The sequence below is a fragment of the Planctomycetia bacterium genome (genome assembly GCA_021413845.1).
Classification (GTDB): Bacteria; Planctomycetota; Planctomycetia; order Pirellulales; family PNKZ01; genus PNKZ01.
Genome location: JAIOPP010000013.1, coordinates 16,048 through 34,055 on the forward strand (window position 1 = coordinate 16,048; position 18,008 = coordinate 34,055).

Below are 18,008 nucleotides of genomic sequence, written 5' to 3' on the forward strand. Positions count from 1 at the left end.
TCATGAGCCAGTTACAAAATAAAGTCGCAGTCGTTACGGGTGCCTCGAAGGGAATCGGCGCGGCGATCGCCAAAAAGCTCGCCGCCGCCGGAGCGTCGGTCGTAGTGAACTATGCGTCGAGCAAGGCCGGGGGCGATGCCGTAGTTGCCGAGATCGTGAAGGCCGGCGGCAAGGCCGTGGCCGTGCAAGGGGATGTATCGAAGCAAGCCGACATCGATCGCCTCTTCGCCGAAACGAAGAAGGCTTACGGCAAGCTCGACATCCTCGTCAACAACGCGGGAATCTTCGAGTTTCTACCCCTCGGCGCGATCACGGAAGAACACTTCCACAAGCAGTTCAACCTCAACGTGCTCGGGCTCCTGCTCACCACGCAGAAGGCGGTCGAGCTCTTCGGCGAAGCCGGCGGAACGGTCATCAACACGAGCTCCGTCGTCGCCGTGTCGCCGCAGCCGAACGGCTCGGTCTATAGCGCGACGAAGGCGGCGGTCGACGCCATCACGCGCTCGCTCGCAATCGAGCTCGGGCCGAAGAAGATTCGGGTCAACTCGGTGAATCCGGGCATGATCGAAACCGAAGGGGTTCACTCGGCCGGCTTCCTCGGCACCGACTTCCATAAGAAACTGCTGGCGGAGACCCCACTCGGCCGAATCGGCCAACCGGACGACATCGCGAAGGCGGCGCTGTTCCTCGCGTCCGACGATTCCGGCTGGGTGACCGGCGAGACGCTCATCGTCTCGGGTGGGAATCGATAGTTTGCAAACGTCTGAGTTGAGCGACGATTAAACGAAGAGCCCCGACGGACTCAAGAGTCCGTCGGGGCTTCGTTAATCAACCCTTCTCCCCGCGGGAGAAGATGTCGGCAGCAGCCGACAGATGAGGGGACGTTTCGCAGCTAGACACGGCCGGCGACCGATTAGAGGCGCGCCCCTCATCCGGCCTTCGGCCACCTTCTCCCGAAGGGAGAAGAGTTAACACAGCTCCCGGAGGGAGAAGGATTCAAGCAACTCGCTTTCTTACGGCATCGCAACCGGCGAGGTGAGGGTCGAGAAGCGTGTTCCCCACTGCTTGACCCGCTCGTATTCGGTTTCCATCTGGTTCTTGTCGAAGTCGGCGTAGCTCTTCGTCCACGACGACGTGTTCGAAATCACCGACATTTCTTTGAAGAGGACCGTGACGGCCTGCTGATTGAACTGTTGATACCCGGCACCGGCGATCTCGGCCTTCAAAAGGTTGCCGAGCGGCTGCGTCATGTCGCGACAAAGATCGCGCAGCGGGCCGCCGACGAGCTTGAGCTGGGCTTCGCCGTTCGAGGCGTTCCACTTATCGAGCTCGGCCTTGATCGTCTTGAGCTCGGCGGCGAGCTTGTTGCGCACGTCGCGGGCGGCGGTGATGTTTTGTCCGGCCGTCTTGAGCGCCGCGGCGAGGCGTACTTTCTTGCAAGCCTCGCGCGCCTCGTCGAGCATGCCACCCATGCTGTTGATGTTCAGCGTGACGGTCAGCCAGTCGGCCGCGTCGAACACTTTTTGCGCCGCTTCGCCGGCGGCCTTCGGCACCAGCTTCGCCTTCTTCAACTCCGCGGCCTTCGCCTTGGCGAGCACGGCGACGTCTTTCAGAGCGTCCGAATACTTCTTGATGTCCGGGCCCTTAATCCATTTCAACAAGCGTTCGGTTTCCGCGTCGAGCTTGTCGATCGTCGTGGCGTTGAAGCTTTCCCACGTGACCCCCTTGAACGCCACTTCGCACTTATCCAGCAGCTTGCCGAGCCCCGTCTCCGGGCACAGCTTTCCCTTCTCTTTTCGCCAAGTATCCCCCTTCAATTCGTCGGGATACGAAACCGCACCCGCTTCGGGATGCATCAGATTGTGGTAGCCATACTTCTTGGGGTCGAACTTCGCCATCAAAGGATTCCTCTTGCTGGATGAAAAAACGGAAGGTCGAAACAGAGCGGCCTTCGTATAAGAGAACACCGTCCGCAGCGAAACGTAACGGGGAGCCCCGGCGGGGCGTCGTACGAACTTCGCCTTATACGGGCTTATTGGACAGTTCGTTCGTGCGACAAACAATAATTATTTCCCGTAAATGGCAAACCGTCCGCCGGCCGAAGCCTGCCGCCGTTCGATAAGTAAAGTAGGCGAAATAGCGCATCTTTAAGGAAATGTGAGCGAGCCGCGCCAACCCTTCTCCCGGCGGGAGAAGGTGGCCGAAGGCCGGATGAGGGGCGCGCCTCATCCAGATAACAAGCAGCAGGGAGCAGTGGAATGGATCGGACTTCCTCGCGGTCTTGGCAGGCGGGCCTCGCGCTGCTGCTCCTCGCGGCAGGCGGCAGCTACGCCCCCTCGGCAAGCAACGGAGCCGAGCCGGCGCCGAGCGCGCCGGGAGAAATGAGCAACGAGATTCGTGCGGCCCTCTCGCTCACGGTGCGCGGGATCCTCGTCGAGTGCGTGCCGGAGAAGATCGAGAAGAACGACAACTGGGGAGACACGCGCGAGCGGTTCTCGCAGTTGAAGATCAAAAACGACGGGCTCAAGCTCCGCTTCGAAACGAATAAGAAAGAAGTGAAGCACGGCTTGTGGAAGCAAGTTCAAGTCGTGCCGGTCGATCCGCAGAAGAACTTGAAGTTCGAGATCGCGCAGGCGCGTAGTACCGGCCGGAACGCGATGACGTTTCAAGTCGTGGCGTCGTCGCCGCTCAAGCTCACGGCCCGCGTGGAGCGTTGGCGAACCGGAGTGAAGATGTTGAACTTCAGCACCGACGCCGACGCGAGCATCGAGATGCGCGTCGACGGAGAATTGACCTTCGAGTACGTCGACATCGCCGGCAAAAGTTATCTCACGTTCAAGCCGGTCATCAAGACCGTCGACCTGAAGCTCGTCGAGTTCGATATTCGCCGCATCGGCCAAGCCGACGGCCCGCTCGTGCAAGAGTTCGGCGATATGCTGTCGGACCCGTTGGCGGATCAACTGGATAAGCACGAACCGAAAGTAGCGAAGAAGCTCAACGACACGATCGTGAAGCGGCAAGACAAGCTCAAGATACCGATGAGCCTGCCGTTCGACTTCAGCGATTGGAGCTGGTCGGCCATCACGAAATCGGCCGACCCGAAACCGCCGGCCGCCGCCGTTCCCGGCGGGCAATAATCGCGACGATGCGACATGTTGCACATCGGCGGCGGCTCCACTATATTCGTGTAAGCGAATATGGCTACCAAGACCGCACCCTCCATCGACCTGATCTTCCGAGCATTGTCCGACCGGACCCGCTTGCGGATTTTGAATCTGCTGCGGGCGGGCGAACTGTGCGTCTGCGACATCGTGTCCGTCTTAGACGTGCCGCAGCCGACTGCTTCTCGGCACTTGGCTTACCTGCGCAAAGCCGGGCTGGCCTTGGCTCGCAAGGAAGGGCTCTGGCACTACTACCGGCTGTCGTCGGCCCAAACCTCGTTTCACAAGAAACTGCTGGAATGCTTGGCTGAATGCAAAACGGTTGCCCCGGAGTTGGCGAAGGACGAGAAGAGCTTGCGTTCCGCCTGTCGTTCCAACTGTTGCGATTGAGCTCTCTTTTTTTGCGATTTACATCTGCTTACGCAAATATATGACCGACCTAATATCGAACCGGCTCCATTGCTCATGATGAACCAGATAAGACGGAAGCTGGCGGCGGAATTGTTCGGCACGTTCGCTCTCGTGTTCGTCGGAACCGGGGCCATCGTCGTCAACGACGTCAGCGGCGGCACGGTGTCGCACGTCGGCATCTCCTTGACCTTCGGGCTCATCGTGCTGGCGATGATCTACGCCTTGGGAGACGTCTCGGGTTGTCATCTGAACCCCGCCGTTACGCTCGGCTTTTTCATGGCCCGACGCTTCGACGGGCGATCGATCGTTCCTTACGTCGCGAGCCAGTGTTGCGGGGCGATTCTCGCCGGCCTTACGTTGCGCTTAATGTTTCCGGCCCACGCCACACTCGGCGCTACGCTGCCTACCGGTGATGCCATTCAGGCGTTCGTTCTCGAATTCATCCTGACGTTGATCCTGATGTTCGTGATCCTCAGCGTTTCGACCGGCTCGAAAGAAAAGGGAATGCTCGCCGGCGTCGCCGTGGGATCGGTGATCGCTCTCGAGGCGCTCTTCGCCGGACCGATCAGCGGAGCGTCGATGAACCCGGCGCGCTCCTTAGCGCCGGCGCTTGTTTCGTTGCGCTTCGACAGCTTGTGGATTTATCTTATCGCTCCGGTTCTCGGAGCCTGCGCGAGTGTTCTAGTCTTCCGCTGCATTCAAGACCCTGGAAGTTGCTGCCGCGAGCAGCCGTGAAGGAGCTACTTCGTTCTATGGATAAACCCATTATGACCCTCGACGAATTTGCCGCCGTCTTGTCGGCGCACCCCGATACGGCGCTCCAGTTGGTGCTGCCCGATGGTTCATTCGTTCCAGCCCACTTCCATGTGACCGAGGTGGGGCGGGTCCAAAAAGATTTCGTGGACTGCGGCGGAACCGTTCGCCGTTCGACAAGCTGCGTGCTGCAAGTGTGGGTAGCGAACGACGTAGCTCACCGCCTGGACACCACGAAACTTGCCAAGATCATTCACAAGGGAGTGGAGCTCTTCGAGACGACGGCGATTCCCCTAGAAGTCGAATACGACCATGGCGTGATTTCTCAATACCCTGTTCAAGAGGCAGAGGCATCGCAGTCCGGCATTATTTTGCATCTCGGAACCAAACATACGACGTGCTTAGCTCAAGACCGTTGCGGCATAAAGCTTGACGTATTGTCGTCCTGCTCCACATCCGACTGTTGCTAGTGGAACGCATCACCATCGAGAATCAAACAATGACCACGACGAAACTCATTCTGTTTGTCTGCGTCGAAAACTCGAACCGCAGCCAGATGGCCGAGGCATTCGCACGCATTCATGGTGCGGATCAAGTCGAGGCGTTCAGTGCCGGCTCTCGTCCTTCGGGTCGCGTGAACCCGAAGGCCATCGAGGCCATGCGGGAACTCGGCTACGACCTGACCACGCACACATCGAAAGGGCTAGACCCCTTCAACGGCCGAGAAGTCGAGGTCGCCGTTACGATGGGCTGCGGCGACGAATGCCCGTTGGTCGTCGCCAAGCAACGCGTGGACTGGAAGATCCCCGACCCCCGCGACATGACCCCGGAACAGTTCCGCGCAGTGCGAGACTTGATTGAAGCGAAGGTCAAAGAACTCCTTCAATCGCTGTAGGTTTCGCCAACAAGGATGCCGGAAAGACGAAATCCGCCTGCTGTCATTGGCAAGTGGACTATCGTAATATGGCCGTATCTGAAGTATCCGGGTGAAGCGGTAAATCAGTCAGGAGTTGCTTAGATCATGCGAGTCGGGATCGTCGGCATTGGGTTTATGGGGATGATCCATTATCTCGCGTACCGCAAGGTGCGCGGGGCGAAGGTGACTGCCATCGCCGCGCGCGATGAGAAGAAGCTCGCCGGCGATTGGCGCGGGATCAAGGGAAACTTCGGGCCGCCGGGCGAGCAGATGGATCTCGGCAAGATCGGCCGCTACGCCGATTGGCGCGAGATGCTGAAGGATCCGAACGTCGACACGATCGACATCTGCTTGCCGCCGTCGCTGCATCCCGAGGTCGCGATCGCCGCGCTGAAGGCCGGCAAGAACGTCCTCGTCGAGAAGCCGATCGCGCTCGAGGCAGCCGATGCCGAGCGGATGGTGAAAGCGGCGCAGGCGAGCGGCAAGCTGCTGATGGTTGCGCAGGTGTTGCCGTTCTTTCCCGAGTATGCTTTCGCGCGCGAAGCGATCGAGAGCGGGAAGTACGGCAAGCTGCTCGGCGGTCATTTCAAGCGCGTGATCTCCGATCCGCTCTGGATCAAAGACTTTCACGATCCGAAAGGGGCTGGCGGCGCCATCGTCGATCTGCACATTCACGACGCGCATTTCATTCGCCTCGTCTGCGGCATGCCGAAAGCCGTGTTCAGCGCCGGGCGCGTGCAAGGGGAGAGCGTCCGTTTCGCGACGACGCAATTCTTGTTCGAAGATCCCGGCCTCGCCGTCTCCGCGACGAGCGGCGTCATCGATCAGCAGGGGCGCAGCTTCACGCACGCCTTCGAGATCTATCTCGAAAAGGGAACCCTGCTGTACGACTTCGCCGTGCTCGACGGGCAGCCGCGCGCCATCATGCCGCTGACGCTCCTCACGCGCGACGGCAAAACGAAGCCGATCGCGCTACCCGAGGTCGATGCCTTCGCCGCCGAGCTTTCGGTGGCGGCGAAAGCAGTGAAGTTGGGAGTGCCGTCGCCGCTGCTGGCAGGAGAGCTGGCGGCCGATGCGCTCCGGCTGTGCCATCGCCAGATCGCGTCGGTGAAAACCGGTCGGGTCGTGAAAGTGTGAACCGTCGGCGAGCGGCGGACGTACAGACAACGACGAACGACGCGAGTCGCCCTTGAGTTTGCCGATCGTACGGATCGCGCTCGATGGATGCGACTTGACGATCTTGCCGATCCGCACCGGTCCGATTTTGCCGGAGCGCGCGGATCTACCGGCCGTCGACGACGCTAGGGATGGCGTTTTTGTGTGGTTTTTTTGACCGCAGCGGAAACGTGACCTATATTCCCTTGGCCGAGTTTCTTGACCCGAAACGAGGCCGCGTTCCTTGACGTACTTTCATGACGTTACGCATCGTACTAAGTCGCGCTCGAACTTTCCGTTTTGCCGAACGGGAAATCGCCTCATTCGAGTCCGACCGATCGTCCCCTGCGTTCAGGATGTGCCAACGTATGCGTCGCAGGGTCTTCTCTACTTGCCGTGCTTGGGTTTGTGCGCTGGTCGTCGTCGTCGCGACGCCGAGCTTGCTGCCGGCTCAAGTGTCGCTCGGCACTCCCGCCCAGTTCGCTCCGTCGTCGACCGCGGCTCCGCTGGCCGCACCGACTCTGAGCAACACCGCCGGCGGCACCGCGCTCAACGCCGCATCCGTCTCCCCGCAAGCGCAGCAAGACGTCGCTGAATCGCTCCGCACGGGCCGGCAGTTGGAGTCGGAGCGCCGTTGGAGCGAAGCCCTCACTTGGTACGAAGAAGCGCTACGTCGCAACCCGCAACAGCCGGTCTTGGAAGAGCGGCTCCATCTCACGCGCATCCACTACGATCTCTCCGGCCGTTTCGGCGACCCGACTTATCGCGAGAGCCTCAAGACGCTCGGGCGCGATAAGACGCTGGAGCTGTACGACGAAATCCTGACGAAGATCCAGACGCATTACGTCGAGCCGCCCCACTGGCAGCAGCTGGTCGATAGCGGCACCGCGGGCCTGATGGAAGCGATGCTCGACCCACTCTTCCTCGAAGCGACGCTGCCCGGCGTGCCGCAAGCTCGCGTCGAAGCGTTTCGCCGCGTGCTTCGCGACCGCGTGTTCGGCGTGGCGACGCAGGATCGTCAAGGGACGTTGAACCTCGCAGCCCACGCCGCGCAATTGGCTCGCGAGCAATTGGGCATGAACGAAACCGCCGTGATCTACGAATACATCTGCGGCGCCGCGAACGCGCTTGATCCTTATTCGACGTTCCTCTCTTCGGGCAAGCTGAACGAAGTTTACTCGCAGATCGAAGGGAATTTCGTCGGCCTCGGGATCGAGCTCAAGGCGAACGACGGCGCGCTGTTGATCGTGAAAGTGTTCGGCGGCGGACCGGCCGATCGGGCCGGGCTGCGAGCGGGCGATCGGATCGTCGCCGTCGAAGGACGCACGACGCAAGAACTCTCCAGCGATCAAGCGGCCAACATGCTGCAAGGAACCGAAGGCTCGAGCGTCGAAGTGACGATCGCCTCGCCGGGAATCGCCGAACGACGGCTGCGCGTTCGCCGCGAGCAGATCGAAGTGCCGAGCATCGACGACATCAAGATCGTCGACGCGACGCTCGGCATCGCTTACCTCCGGCTCACCTGCTTCCAGAAGACCACGTCGCGCGATCTCGATGCCGCTCTCTGGCGCCTGCATCGCGAGGGGATGAAGAGCCTGATCATCGACCTTCGCGGCAACCCGGGGGGCTTGTTGAATATCTCGGTCGACGTCGTCGACAAGTTCGTGAACGAAGGAACGATCGTCTCGACGCGAGGTCGGAATCCGAACGAAGACTACAGCTACTCCGCTCGCAAGCCGGGGACGTGGCAAGTGCCGCTCGTCGTGCTGATCGACGGCGATAGCGCCAGCGCGAGCGAGATCTTCGCCGGAGCGATTCGCGACCACCGCCGAGGGACGATCGTCGGGGCGCGGAGCTACGGCAAGGGTTCGGTTCAAGGGATCTATCCGTTGAACACGGTCCAAGGGGGCATCCGCTTGACGACGGCGAAGTTCTACTCGCCGCAAGGGCATCCGTTCAGCCGGATCGGCGTATCGCCGGACGTGGCCGTAGCGCCGGTTCCGCCGCAAGCGACCGCGCAGTTCGCAGCCCGCCCGACCGACGACGGCCGCTTCGTGCAGCAAGCCCCGGCCGGCGACCCGGCGATGGATGCCGCCCTCGGCGTGGCTCGCAGCCAGTTCGCTCAGCGCTAGCTCCAGGTTGTCGCAGAGGGGACGAGCCGCGAAATCCTCGGCAAGGAGCCCCGCGGCTTAGGGATTCCCCCGGTCTTCGCAACCGACACTTCTTATCCAACTTGCCGCTAAGAAGCCGGCTGGTCGGCGTTACGAACCGTAAACCGATCGGCTTTCCGGCATCTACCGCGCTCCAACTCTTGGAGTAAGCGGGAAAAACGGTTACCATTTGGCGTTTGGTAGCCGTGCGAAAGAGAGCGCGTCGGCGGTCGTGCGACGGAGAAGGTCGGCCTGCTGCGGAGGAACCGCAACCGCCGAACTTCCGTGAAGTCGCCCGCCCGTCCGTAGTCGTCTTTCGTCCACGTCACCGAACGTAGTCGGTACGGAAGTTGCTCGAATTGTGCGCATCGTTCGCGATGCCCAGGAAGCGAACCCTTCCCTACTCGAAACGGTTCAGCAGGAAGTAGCCGGTGCGATTGGACGCCTGGCTCAAAACGGGACTCGAGGCCGGCGCAATCCCACCATGTATGAATATCTAGGTTCGTTCGTCGCGCGTCGTTGGTGGCTGATCCTGGTCGTTTGGATTGCCGCCGCCTTCGTCATCCATCGCAGCTCTCCCACTTGGGACCAAGTCACCAAAGACGGCGATCTCGCGTATCTGCCGGCCCGCATGACTTCGGTGCGCGGCGAGAAGCTGTACGGCGAAGCATTTCCCGACAATAAATCACGCAGTCAAATCGTCGTCGTGCTGGAACGCGAGACCGGGTTGCTGCAGACCGATCTGGACCTGGCGCACGAAATCGCCGACTGGCTCACGCCGGTCAAGCCCGACGTGCCGGCAACCCCCGAGGGGGCCGCAGCCGTCGCCGTAGGCGGCGCGAACCCGAGCGATGCCGGCGCGCCGGCCGTGCCCGTCGCGGCCCCGGTCGACACGAAAGCGTTCCCGAAGACGCAAGGGATGGCGATCGTCGAAGTGACGCGTCCGATCCGTAATCTGGTCGGGGGCAGCTCTTCGGCCGACGACGTCGTCGGGCAAAAGCTCGTCAGCGGCGACAAGAAAGCCGCGATCGTCGTCTGTTCGTTGGAACACGAGTTCATCGCGATCGACTCGGTTCACGTCTTGCTGAAGACCAAGAAGATGGTCCAGGAGAAGGTCGACGCGGCCTTGAAACGCGCGGAAGATCCGGTCCCCGCCGGGTTGAACTGGGGCCTGACCGGTTCCGCGGCCGTCGGCGGCGATACGCTGCTGGCTTCCGACGAGAGCGTGAAGAACATCCACTTCGCGACTGCGACATTGGTCCTCTTCATTCTCTTGATCGTCTATCAAGCACCGATCTTGGTGTTCGTGCCGGTCATCACGATCGGCGTCGCCGTCTTCATCGCCAAAGACTTAGTCGCCGCGCTCACGCAACTCGGCACGGTTCCCGGCTTCGAGTGGTTTCATTTCGAAATCTTCAAGACCTCGGAAATCTTCATCTTCGTCATCTGCTTCGGCTCCGGCACCGACTTCTGTCTGTTCTTGATCTCGCGCTACAAAGAAGAACTGGAGCGCGGTCACGATAAGGTCATCGCCTTAGAGCACTCGCTCGGGTCCGTCGGTGAAGCACTCGTCGGCAGCGCGTTCACCACCGTCTGCGGGCTCGGCATGATGTTCTTTTCCGACTTCGGAAAGTTCACCTACAGCGGCCCTGCCATCGCGCTCTGCCTCGTCGTCACGCTCCTCTCGTGCCTTACGTTCGCTCCGGCTCTGTTGCGAGCTTGCGGCAAGACCGTGTTTTGGCCGTTCGGGCTGAAGGTGCGGCCGGCGACCGTTCGCGGCGCACACGAACCCTCGCCGCACGACCACGGCCTGATCGGCCGCTTCTGGAGTTGGACGAGCGACCACATCATGGCTCGGCCCGGCACGTTGCTGCTGGTCAGCTTGGTCGTGATGGCGCCGATTGCGTGGGAAGGGTTGAGCGTGAAGATCAGCTACGATCTACTCGCCGACCTGCCGCCCGCCGCCCCGACGCTCGAAGGAACGCGAATGCTCAAAAAGCATTTCCCCGCGGGCGAAATGGGACCGATCACGATGCTCGTCAAACGAGACGGGCAGAACATGGATCTCGACACGCCGGAGCATCGGGCCGAAATTCGCGACCTCACGCGCACGCTCTTCGCCGATATGCAGGGGGACGTGCAATCGGTTCGCAGCTTGATGTACCCGACCGGCTATGAGGGGAACGATTCGACTCCCGCCGAGACGGGTGAAGCGCCCAAAAAGCGCGGCGGCCTCTTCGGCGGCGGATTGAAGAACATCATCATCAAGGAACACGATCAGTCGAAGAAGATCTATGTCGCGATGGCGGGCCCGCGCAAGGGAACGGTCACGCGGTTCGACATCATCACGAAATACGATCCGTTCTCGGTCGAAGCCGAACAGGTGCTCGGTAAGTTGGAAGGCTTCACCACGGCGAAGTCGTCGGACCCGAACTCTCCGTGGCACGGCTCCTCGTTCGACTTCATCGGCACGACCGCCGGCACGCGCGACTTGAAAGCCGTGATCACGAGCGACGAGCGGTTGATTCAGCAACTCGTCGTGCTCGCCGTGTTCGCGGTGATCCTCTCGATTCTGCGCCGCCCGATGATCTGCCTCTACCTGATCTTCACGGTCGTGTTCAGTTACTTCGTGACGATCGGCGCCACGGAATGGGTCTTCGAGCGGATGTACGGCGCCGATTTCACCGGACTTGATTGGAAAGTGCCGATCTTCTTGTTCGTGATCCTCGTCGCGGTCGGCGAAGACTACAACATCTATCTCGCCACGCGCATCTTCGAGGAAGAAAAGCGGCTCGGTCGCGAGCGCGGCCTGCGCGAGGCGATCATCAAGACCGGCGGCATCATCACCAGTTGCGGCGTGATCATGGCGGGCACATTCGTCTCGCTCATGTTCGGCACGCTGAAAGCGATGCACGCGCTCGGCTTCGCGCTGACGTTCGGCGTGATCCTCGACACGTTCATCGTGCGCCCGATCTTGGTGCCGGCCTTCTTGGCTTGGCTCTATCGTGTGATTCCGGAGCGCAAGCCCGCCACGTCGGCGATCCTCGACGTGCCGGCCGGCGAACCAATGGGCGAAACGGCGTTGCTCGCGGCAGTCGGGGCCGATCCGTTGGCGATCCCGACAAAACCGCACACCGAGCAACACGCGCGACGCACGGTAAATCGGTAAGCCGCCGAAGCGATCTTATCTTCCTCTTCCGAGGCGAGCGGCCGGTGTAAACCGGCCGGTTCCTTGGGAACTCGCGTCGATCGCCTTCGCCAGGGGCCGCAGAAACGGAGGCATAACTGCCTCCGCTCACCTCGGATGCATAGGCTGGCGCCCTTAGATTTTGCCTAGGCCTTACGGTGCCGCCGTGTTAGCCGAATCGACGCTGAATAAAACGGCAATAATTGCCTAACTGCTTGCATCTTCAGCATGCGACCACTAGGCTAAACGTCCCCAATCTGAGTCATTTGCATAATCCTAAACGCCTTATCGGTAGACACTTAGGTCTTTTTGCCGCGGCACGACGCCATTCTTGCGGCACGGTCTTTGCCTTAGGTGCGGCGAACATCCGTTCTTATTATTTCGGGAAGCCCCGGAGGAGAATCACTTGAGTAATGCACGTAAAGAGGCGGTCGCGGCAGTTACCACGTTCAAGTCGACGGCAGCACCGTTGAACTTCAAAGAGACGCCGACGAATGAGATCTACGGCAGCAATGTGTTCGGCGATACGCAGATGAAAGAGCGGCTGCCGAAGGCCATCTACAAGGCCTTGCAGCGCACCATCAAGCAATACGAAATGCTCGACCCGACCGTGGCCGACGCCGTCGCTCTCGCCATGAAAGATTGGGCGATCGAGAAAGGCGCCACGCACTACGCACACGTCTTCCAACCGTTGACCGGCATCACCGCCGAGAAGCACGACAGCTTCCTCAACCCGACCGGCGACGGCAAGACCCTCGCCGAGTTCGGCAGCAAGGAACTCATCCAAGGCGAACCGGACGCTTCGAGCTTCCCTTCCGGCGGCTTGCGTTCGACGTTCGAAGCCCGCGGCTACACCGCTTGGGATCCGACGAGCCCGGCCTACATTCTCGAAAACCCGAACGGCACGACCCTCTGCATTCCGACGGCTTACTGTTCCTGGACCGGCGAAGCGCTCGACAAGAAGACGCCGCTCCTCCGTTCGATGCAGGCCCTCGACAAGCAAGCGACGCGGGTCTTGAAGCTGTTCGGCAACAAGGATTTCGGCCCCGTCACCGCCTCGGCCGGACCCGAGCAAGAATACTTCTTGATCGACCGGAACTTCTACTTCGCACGTCCCGACCTCGTCACGACCGGTCGCTCGCTTTACGGCTGCAAGCCGCCGAAGGGTCAAGAGTTCGAAGATCACTACTTCGGCGCCATCCCGGACCGTGTGCTGGCGTGCATGCTCGATAGCGAGCGTGAGTTGTACAAGCTCGGCGTGCCGGTGAAGACGCGGCACAACGAAGTCGCTCCCGCGCAATACGAAATCGCGCCGGTCTACGAAAACGCCAACCTCGCCGCCGATCATCAAAACACGACGATGATGATCCTCAAGCGCACCGCCGCCAAGTACGGCATGGAATGCTTGTTCGCCGAGAAGCCGTTTGCCGGCATCAACGGCTCGGGCAAGCACGTCAACTGGTCGATGGGCTGCGGCCTCGGCAACTTGCTCGATCCGGGCGACAATCCGCACTCGAACATGCAGTTCCTCGTGTTCTGCGCCGCGGTGCTCCGCTCGGTCCACTTATACGGCGATCTCATGCGTGCGTCGGTCGCCTTCAGCGGCAACGACCATCGCCTGGGTGCCAACGAAGCTCCTCCGGCCATCATCTCCGTCTATCTCGGCAGTCAGCTGGCCGACATCATCTCGCAGATCGAAGCGGGCGGTGCGACGACGACGAAGAAGGGGGGCACGATGACCATCGGTGTCGACATCCTTCCGCAAATCAAGAAGGACGCCGGCGACCGCAACCGCACGAGCCCGTTCGCCTTCACCGGCAACCGGTTCGAGTTCCGTGCGGTCGGTTCGAATCAGTCGATCGCCGGCCCGCTGGTCGTGTTGAACACGATCATGGCCGACAGCCTCGAGCACATCGGCGATGCGTTGGAGAAGGAAATCGGCGGCGACTTGAGCAAGGTACCGGCAGCGGTGCAGAAGGTCGTTTCCGATAGCTACAAGAAGCACAAGAATATCGTCTTCAACGGCAACGGCTACTCGGAAGAATGGCACCAAGAAGCCGAGAAGCGCGGCTTGCCGAACCTCAAGGACACGGTCGCGGCCATCCCGGCCCTGATCGACAAGAAGAACATCGCGGTGCTCGGCAAGTACGGCGTGCTTAGCGAAGGGGAAGTCCACAGCCGCTACGAGATTTACCTCGAGCGCTACTGCAAGGACATCAACTCCGAGAGCCTCACCGCTCTCGGCATGGCGAAGACGTTGATCTTGCCGGCGGCGTTTAAGTATCAAGCCCAGTTGGCGACGACGGCCGTGGCGCTCAAGACCCTCGGCAAGACCCCGCATCTCGGCACGCTCGACAAGGCGACGGAATTCGTCGCGCAACTCGAATCGGCGATCGAGAAGCTCGAAGCCGCGATCGAGCACCAAGCCTCGGGCGACATCCTCGCGCACGCCAAGCACTTCCGCGACGAAGTGATCCCGGCGATGAACGTGGTTCGTGCGATCGCCGATAAGTTGGAGACCATCATCCCCGACGAAATCTGGCCGCTCCCGACGTACCAAGAAATGTTGTTTATCAAATAGTCGAAACTCGGGACCGCTTCGTTCGTCGTGCTCTTGTTGCTGATAGGCAACGGGACCTACGACGAACGGACGCTCCGAGTCGGATTCGAGCCGTGCCGGTACGCGAGGAACCGCACGGCTATTTTTNNCCGCTTGTACGGCCACGGCTTTTTTTACGCTTCCGCCGACGGCACCCGATTTTCGTCGATTGTGTTCGCCCTAGCCCGACTTATGATGGAACCCGTGTTGCAGAGCGATCGATGCGCTCCGGCGACGACCGCGAAATCGCCAGCGAAGTACGATCTGCGATGGCGGGTCGCAGTAGATACTGACCACCGACCACTGACCACCGACCACTGCGTAAGCTCATGAAACCGAAGGAAGTATTGGCCTATTGCCGTGAGAAGAACGTGAAAGCGGTCGATCTTCGGTTCATGGACTTTCCGGGCGTCTGGCAGCACTTCACCATTCCCGTCGGCAAGCTCAACGAAGACGTTTTCGAAGACGGCCTCGGCTTCGACGGCTCGAGCATCCGCGGCTGGCAAGCGATCAACGAGAGCGACATGATCGTCGTGCCGCAGGCCGACACGGCCGTGCTCGATCCCTTCGCCGCGATTCCGACTCTCTCCGTCATCTGCAACATCCAAGACCCGATCACGCGCGAAGACTATTCGCGCGACCCGCGCAACATCGCACGTAAGGCCGTGAACTATCTCAAGAGCAGCGGCATCGCCGACACCTGCTACATCGGGCCCGAAGCCGAGTTCTTCATCTTCGACGACGTTCGCTTCGATCAAAACGCCCACGAAGGCTACTACCATCTCGACAGCAACGAAGCCGAATGGAACCGCGGTCGCGACGAGAAACCGAACCTCGGCTACAAGCTCCGGCATAAGGAAGGCTACTTCCCCGTGCCGCCGGCCGATCAGCTGATGGACGTTCGCAACGAGATGATGCACACGATGATCGAGTGCGGGCTCGACGTCGAAGCGCAGCATCACGAAGTCGCCACCGGCGGCCAATGCGAGATCGACCTCCGCTACCAAGACTTGGTGCGCATGGGCGACGCCATGTGCCACTACAAGTACATCGTGAAGAACGTCGCGCGGAAATACGGCAAAACCGTTACGTTCATGCCGAAGCCGCTGTTCGGCGACAACGGCTCCGGCATGCACACCCACATTTCGCTCTGGCGCAACAACGAACCCCTCTTCGCCGGCGGCGGCTATGCGGGCCTCAGCGATATGGGCCTCTACGCGATCGGCGGCCTGCTGCGTCATGCCCCGGCGCTCTGCGCGCTCACGAACCCGACGACCAACAGCTACAAGCGGCTCGTCCCCGGCTACGAAGCTCCGGTAAACCTCGCCTACTCGCAGCGCAACCGCTCGGCGGCCTGCCGCATTCCGATGTACAGCTCGAGCCCGAAGGCGAAGCGCGTCGAGTTCCGCTGCCCCGACCCGAGCTGCAATCCCTATCTCGCGTTCGCGGCCCTGCTGATGGCCGTGATCGACGGCGTGCAGAACAAATACCATCCCGGCGAGCCGCTCGATAAAGACATCTACGATCTCGGCCCGGAAGAACTCTCGAAGGTCCCGAAGACTCCCGGCTCGCTCGACGAAGCGCTCTTGAACCTCGAAAAGAATCACGAGTTCCTGTTGCGCGGCGACGTCTTCACGCCCGACGTCATCACGACCTGGATCGAATACAAGCGCAAGCGCGAAGTCGACGCGCTACGACTTCGGCCGCATCCGTACGAGTTCTGCTTGTACTACGATATCTAATCGTGACATCTAATCGCACTGGGTTGCACGGGACAACTTCGTTGTCCGTGCGCCGTAGGCGCTAGAGGCGACGATTCAAGCTTCCGAACGGGAAACGGCTCTACGACTACGGCCGGAACTGCACGCCCTCGAGCGCGTTCCGCGCACGGACATTTGTCCTTGCCACCCGCGGAAAACGATCGGCCGGAATTGTCGCAACTTGTTTGCCGGACTAAAACATCGGTATGGCTACATCCATACTATGCCGCATTTTTGCGGTAATGTTTTACCGCAAATCGGCTGTCTAATACCTGTTAGGCCTCATGCGCACACTCATTGCACAAACACGGAAAGCGCTGGACGCGGAGTTGTACTACGTGGCATTGTTCGCAGCACTGTCAATTCCAGATATGGCTGGTGCCCTGCAATCTGGCGATGGTCGCGCCTCCGGCAAGCGGTTCGCTGCTTGGTACGAAGCTTGGGTTCGACCACGACTCAAAGAGAGTCGCGACCGCGAGAACCCCCTATCCGGTGAGGCGTGTTACGGGTTTCGCTGTGCCATGCTACACCAGGGGCGGAGCCAACAAGTAAACGGCCAATACAGTCACATCATGTTTATAGAGCCCGGTCACCCGAACTACAGTATTCACTACTGCCTTGTCGGCGGTAAAGCACTACTCATCCAACTCGACCAGTTCGTAATTGAGGTGCTGCGCGGAACTGAATTGTGGCTCGAATCAGTTCAAGGAACTGAATCATTTGAGCGAAACTACGCCCAGTTCGCCAAGCGTCACCCACAAGGTTTGGCACCATACGTAGTCGGAGTGCCTGTCGTTGGGTAAGCGGCCTAACCACTCCATCGCCGTTTGGCACGACAACTCGTTGTCCGTGCGCTGAAAGCGTACGAGCGTCTCGTCAACTTAACCGACTACGGGCGAGATGGATACTTTTGGGAACTAAGTCGAAACCTCAAGCGCCTGGCGGCGCACGGACGACAAGTTACCCGCGCTCGTCGGCGGGTTTAGGCGGCGGGCTCGCGGCGGGGGCGTACGGCGAGCCGAGCGCCCGGAACACGCACAGGGCCGCGTATGCATCATTCGCGGCATACAGCAGTTGATTGGGCTTCAAGTCGGGGTGGGCCCAGTTGGAGGTGGTGACCGACTTCGACTTTTGGAGGCGCTGTCCCAGCACGATCGCCACGGCGGCTTTGGCGCCCAGCGCCTGTTTGTAGCGCAGCGTGCGCAGCTTTCCCGTCAACTCGACGACCGCTCCCACCGTGACGCCCAGTCGTCGAAAGAGCGGACCGCGATCCGACTTCAGGCCGAAGCCGACCTTCACGATTTCCCGGGACTCGATGACGGCCTTGAGGAACGGCAGGGGAGGCTTGTTGCCGAGCTGCACGATAAAGGCCCGATTCCGCAGCGCGAACTGCACCACGTGCGGACCGGTTGCTTCAGCCCCCTTGGTGAACCTGGGCTTAGTCTCGGTGTCGAAGCCCACGAACCTCTCTCGTTCGATCGCGCGATAGGCGTCGTCGAGTTGACCAGGCGACCGCAGCACGACGATCTGATTCAACGCGAGGCCGGCAAACGGCGGCAGCAGCGCGATCTGCTCCTTAGTGGGCCGTTCGAGAAGTTCTGACTTCGCCACTGCAAGCCTAACGATAGAGATCAGTTGCTCGCCCACTGGGTGGCACGGACAACTTGTTGTCCGTGCGCTGAAAGCGCAGGAGGCCTTGTCAACTTAACCGACTTCGGGCGAGATGGATACTTTTGGGAGCTGAATCGAAACCTCAAGCGCCTGGCGGCGCACGGACAACGAGTTGTCCGTGAAGATATAGGAAGCCGGGGCTCCCGGTGGGATCCATTTCGGATGTTCAACGTCCCTCTGTATCCCGACTCAGGAGCCCCGACATGTCCGCTTATTTTATCGCCTTCGACGTGCATTGCGAGTTT

At 60.6% G+C, this 18,008-nt stretch carries 13 protein-coding genes; 11 read left to right on the plus strand and 2 right to left on the minus strand.

Annotated elements, in window-relative coordinates; translation table 11 throughout:
- Window positions 1-2: 2 nt before the first annotated feature.
- On the plus strand, window positions 3-752 hold the full coding sequence (locus tag K8U03_02870) for a glucose 1-dehydrogenase (protein ID MCE9603826.1): 750 nt from the start codon (window positions 3-5) through the stop codon (window positions 750-752).
- Between the two features lie 261 nt (window positions 753-1,013).
- On the opposite strand, the gene K8U03_02875 is transcribed toward K8U03_02870, so the two are convergent.
- Complete coding sequence (locus K8U03_02875) at window positions 1,014-1,898, minus strand: hypothetical protein (GenBank protein ID MCE9603827.1); 885 nt, start codon at window positions 1,896-1,898, stop codon at window positions 1,014-1,016.
- 360 nt (window positions 1,899-2,258) lie between these two features.
- On the opposite strand from K8U03_02875, the gene K8U03_02880 reads away from it, so the two are divergent.
- The 10 genes from K8U03_02880 (at window position 2,259) to glnA (ending at window position 16,074) form a co-directional block, all read left to right on the plus strand.
- Entirely contained in the window at window positions 2,259-3,137 is an 879-nt protein-coding gene (locus K8U03_02880; GenBank protein MCE9603828.1) for a hypothetical protein, read from the plus strand.
- A 60-nt stretch (window positions 3,138-3,197) separates the two neighbouring features.
- A complete protein-coding gene (locus K8U03_02885; GenBank protein MCE9603829.1) occupies window positions 3,198-3,551 on the plus strand; it encodes a metalloregulator ArsR/SmtB family transcription factor in 354 nt (117 codons plus the stop codon).
- A 75-nt stretch (window positions 3,552-3,626) separates the two neighbouring features.
- Window positions 3,627-4,307 carry an MIP family channel protein gene (locus K8U03_02890; GenBank protein MCE9603830.1) on the plus strand — a complete coding sequence of 227 codons (681 nt, stop codon included), beginning with the start codon at window positions 3,627-3,629 and terminating at the stop codon, window positions 4,305-4,307.
- A gap of 32 nt (window positions 4,308-4,339) precedes the next feature.
- Window positions 4,340-4,795, plus strand: a complete 456-nt coding sequence (locus K8U03_02895) for a DUF6428 family protein (GenBank protein ID MCE9603831.1) — start codon at window positions 4,340-4,342, stop codon at window positions 4,793-4,795.
- Window positions 4,796-4,824: 29 nt separating this feature from the next.
- The gene (locus K8U03_02900; protein ID MCE9603832.1) at window positions 4,825-5,220 is read left to right on the plus strand and encodes an arsenate reductase ArsC; all 396 of its coding nucleotides are present in this window, start codon (window positions 4,825-4,827) and stop codon (window positions 5,218-5,220) included.
- 123 nt (window positions 5,221-5,343) lie between these two features.
- Window positions 5,344-6,378 carry a Gfo/Idh/MocA family oxidoreductase gene (locus tag K8U03_02905; protein MCE9603833.1) on the plus strand — a complete coding sequence of 345 codons (1,035 nt, stop codon included), beginning with the start codon at window positions 5,344-5,346 and terminating at the stop codon, window positions 6,376-6,378.
- Between the two features lie 386 nt (window positions 6,379-6,764).
- Complete coding sequence (locus tag K8U03_02910) at window positions 6,765-8,528, plus strand: S41 family peptidase (GenBank protein ID MCE9603834.1); 1,764 nt, start codon at window positions 6,765-6,767, stop codon at window positions 8,526-8,528.
- A gap of 502 nt (window positions 8,529-9,030) precedes the next feature.
- Entirely contained in the window at window positions 9,031-11,715 is a 2,685-nt protein-coding gene (locus K8U03_02915; GenBank protein ID MCE9603835.1) for an MMPL family transporter, read from the plus strand.
- A gap of 424 nt (window positions 11,716-12,139) precedes the next feature.
- Window positions 12,140-14,314 carry a glutamine synthetase III gene (locus K8U03_02920; GenBank protein ID MCE9603836.1) on the plus strand — a complete coding sequence of 725 codons (2,175 nt, stop codon included), beginning with the start codon at window positions 12,140-12,142 and terminating at the stop codon, window positions 14,312-14,314.
- Between the two features lie 347 nt (window positions 14,315-14,661).
- Complete coding sequence (glnA, locus tag K8U03_02925; protein ID MCE9603837.1) at window positions 14,662-16,074, plus strand: type I glutamate--ammonia ligase; 1,413 nt, start codon at window positions 14,662-14,664, stop codon at window positions 16,072-16,074.
- A gap of 978 nt (window positions 16,075-17,052) precedes the next feature.
- Here the strand turns inward: glnA and K8U03_02930 are convergent.
- Window positions 17,053-17,703, minus strand: coding sequence for a 3'-5' exonuclease domain-containing protein 2 (locus tag K8U03_02930; GenBank protein ID MCE9603838.1), 651 nt, complete (start codon window positions 17,701-17,703; stop codon window positions 17,053-17,055).
- Window positions 17,704-18,008 lie beyond the last annotated feature (305 nt).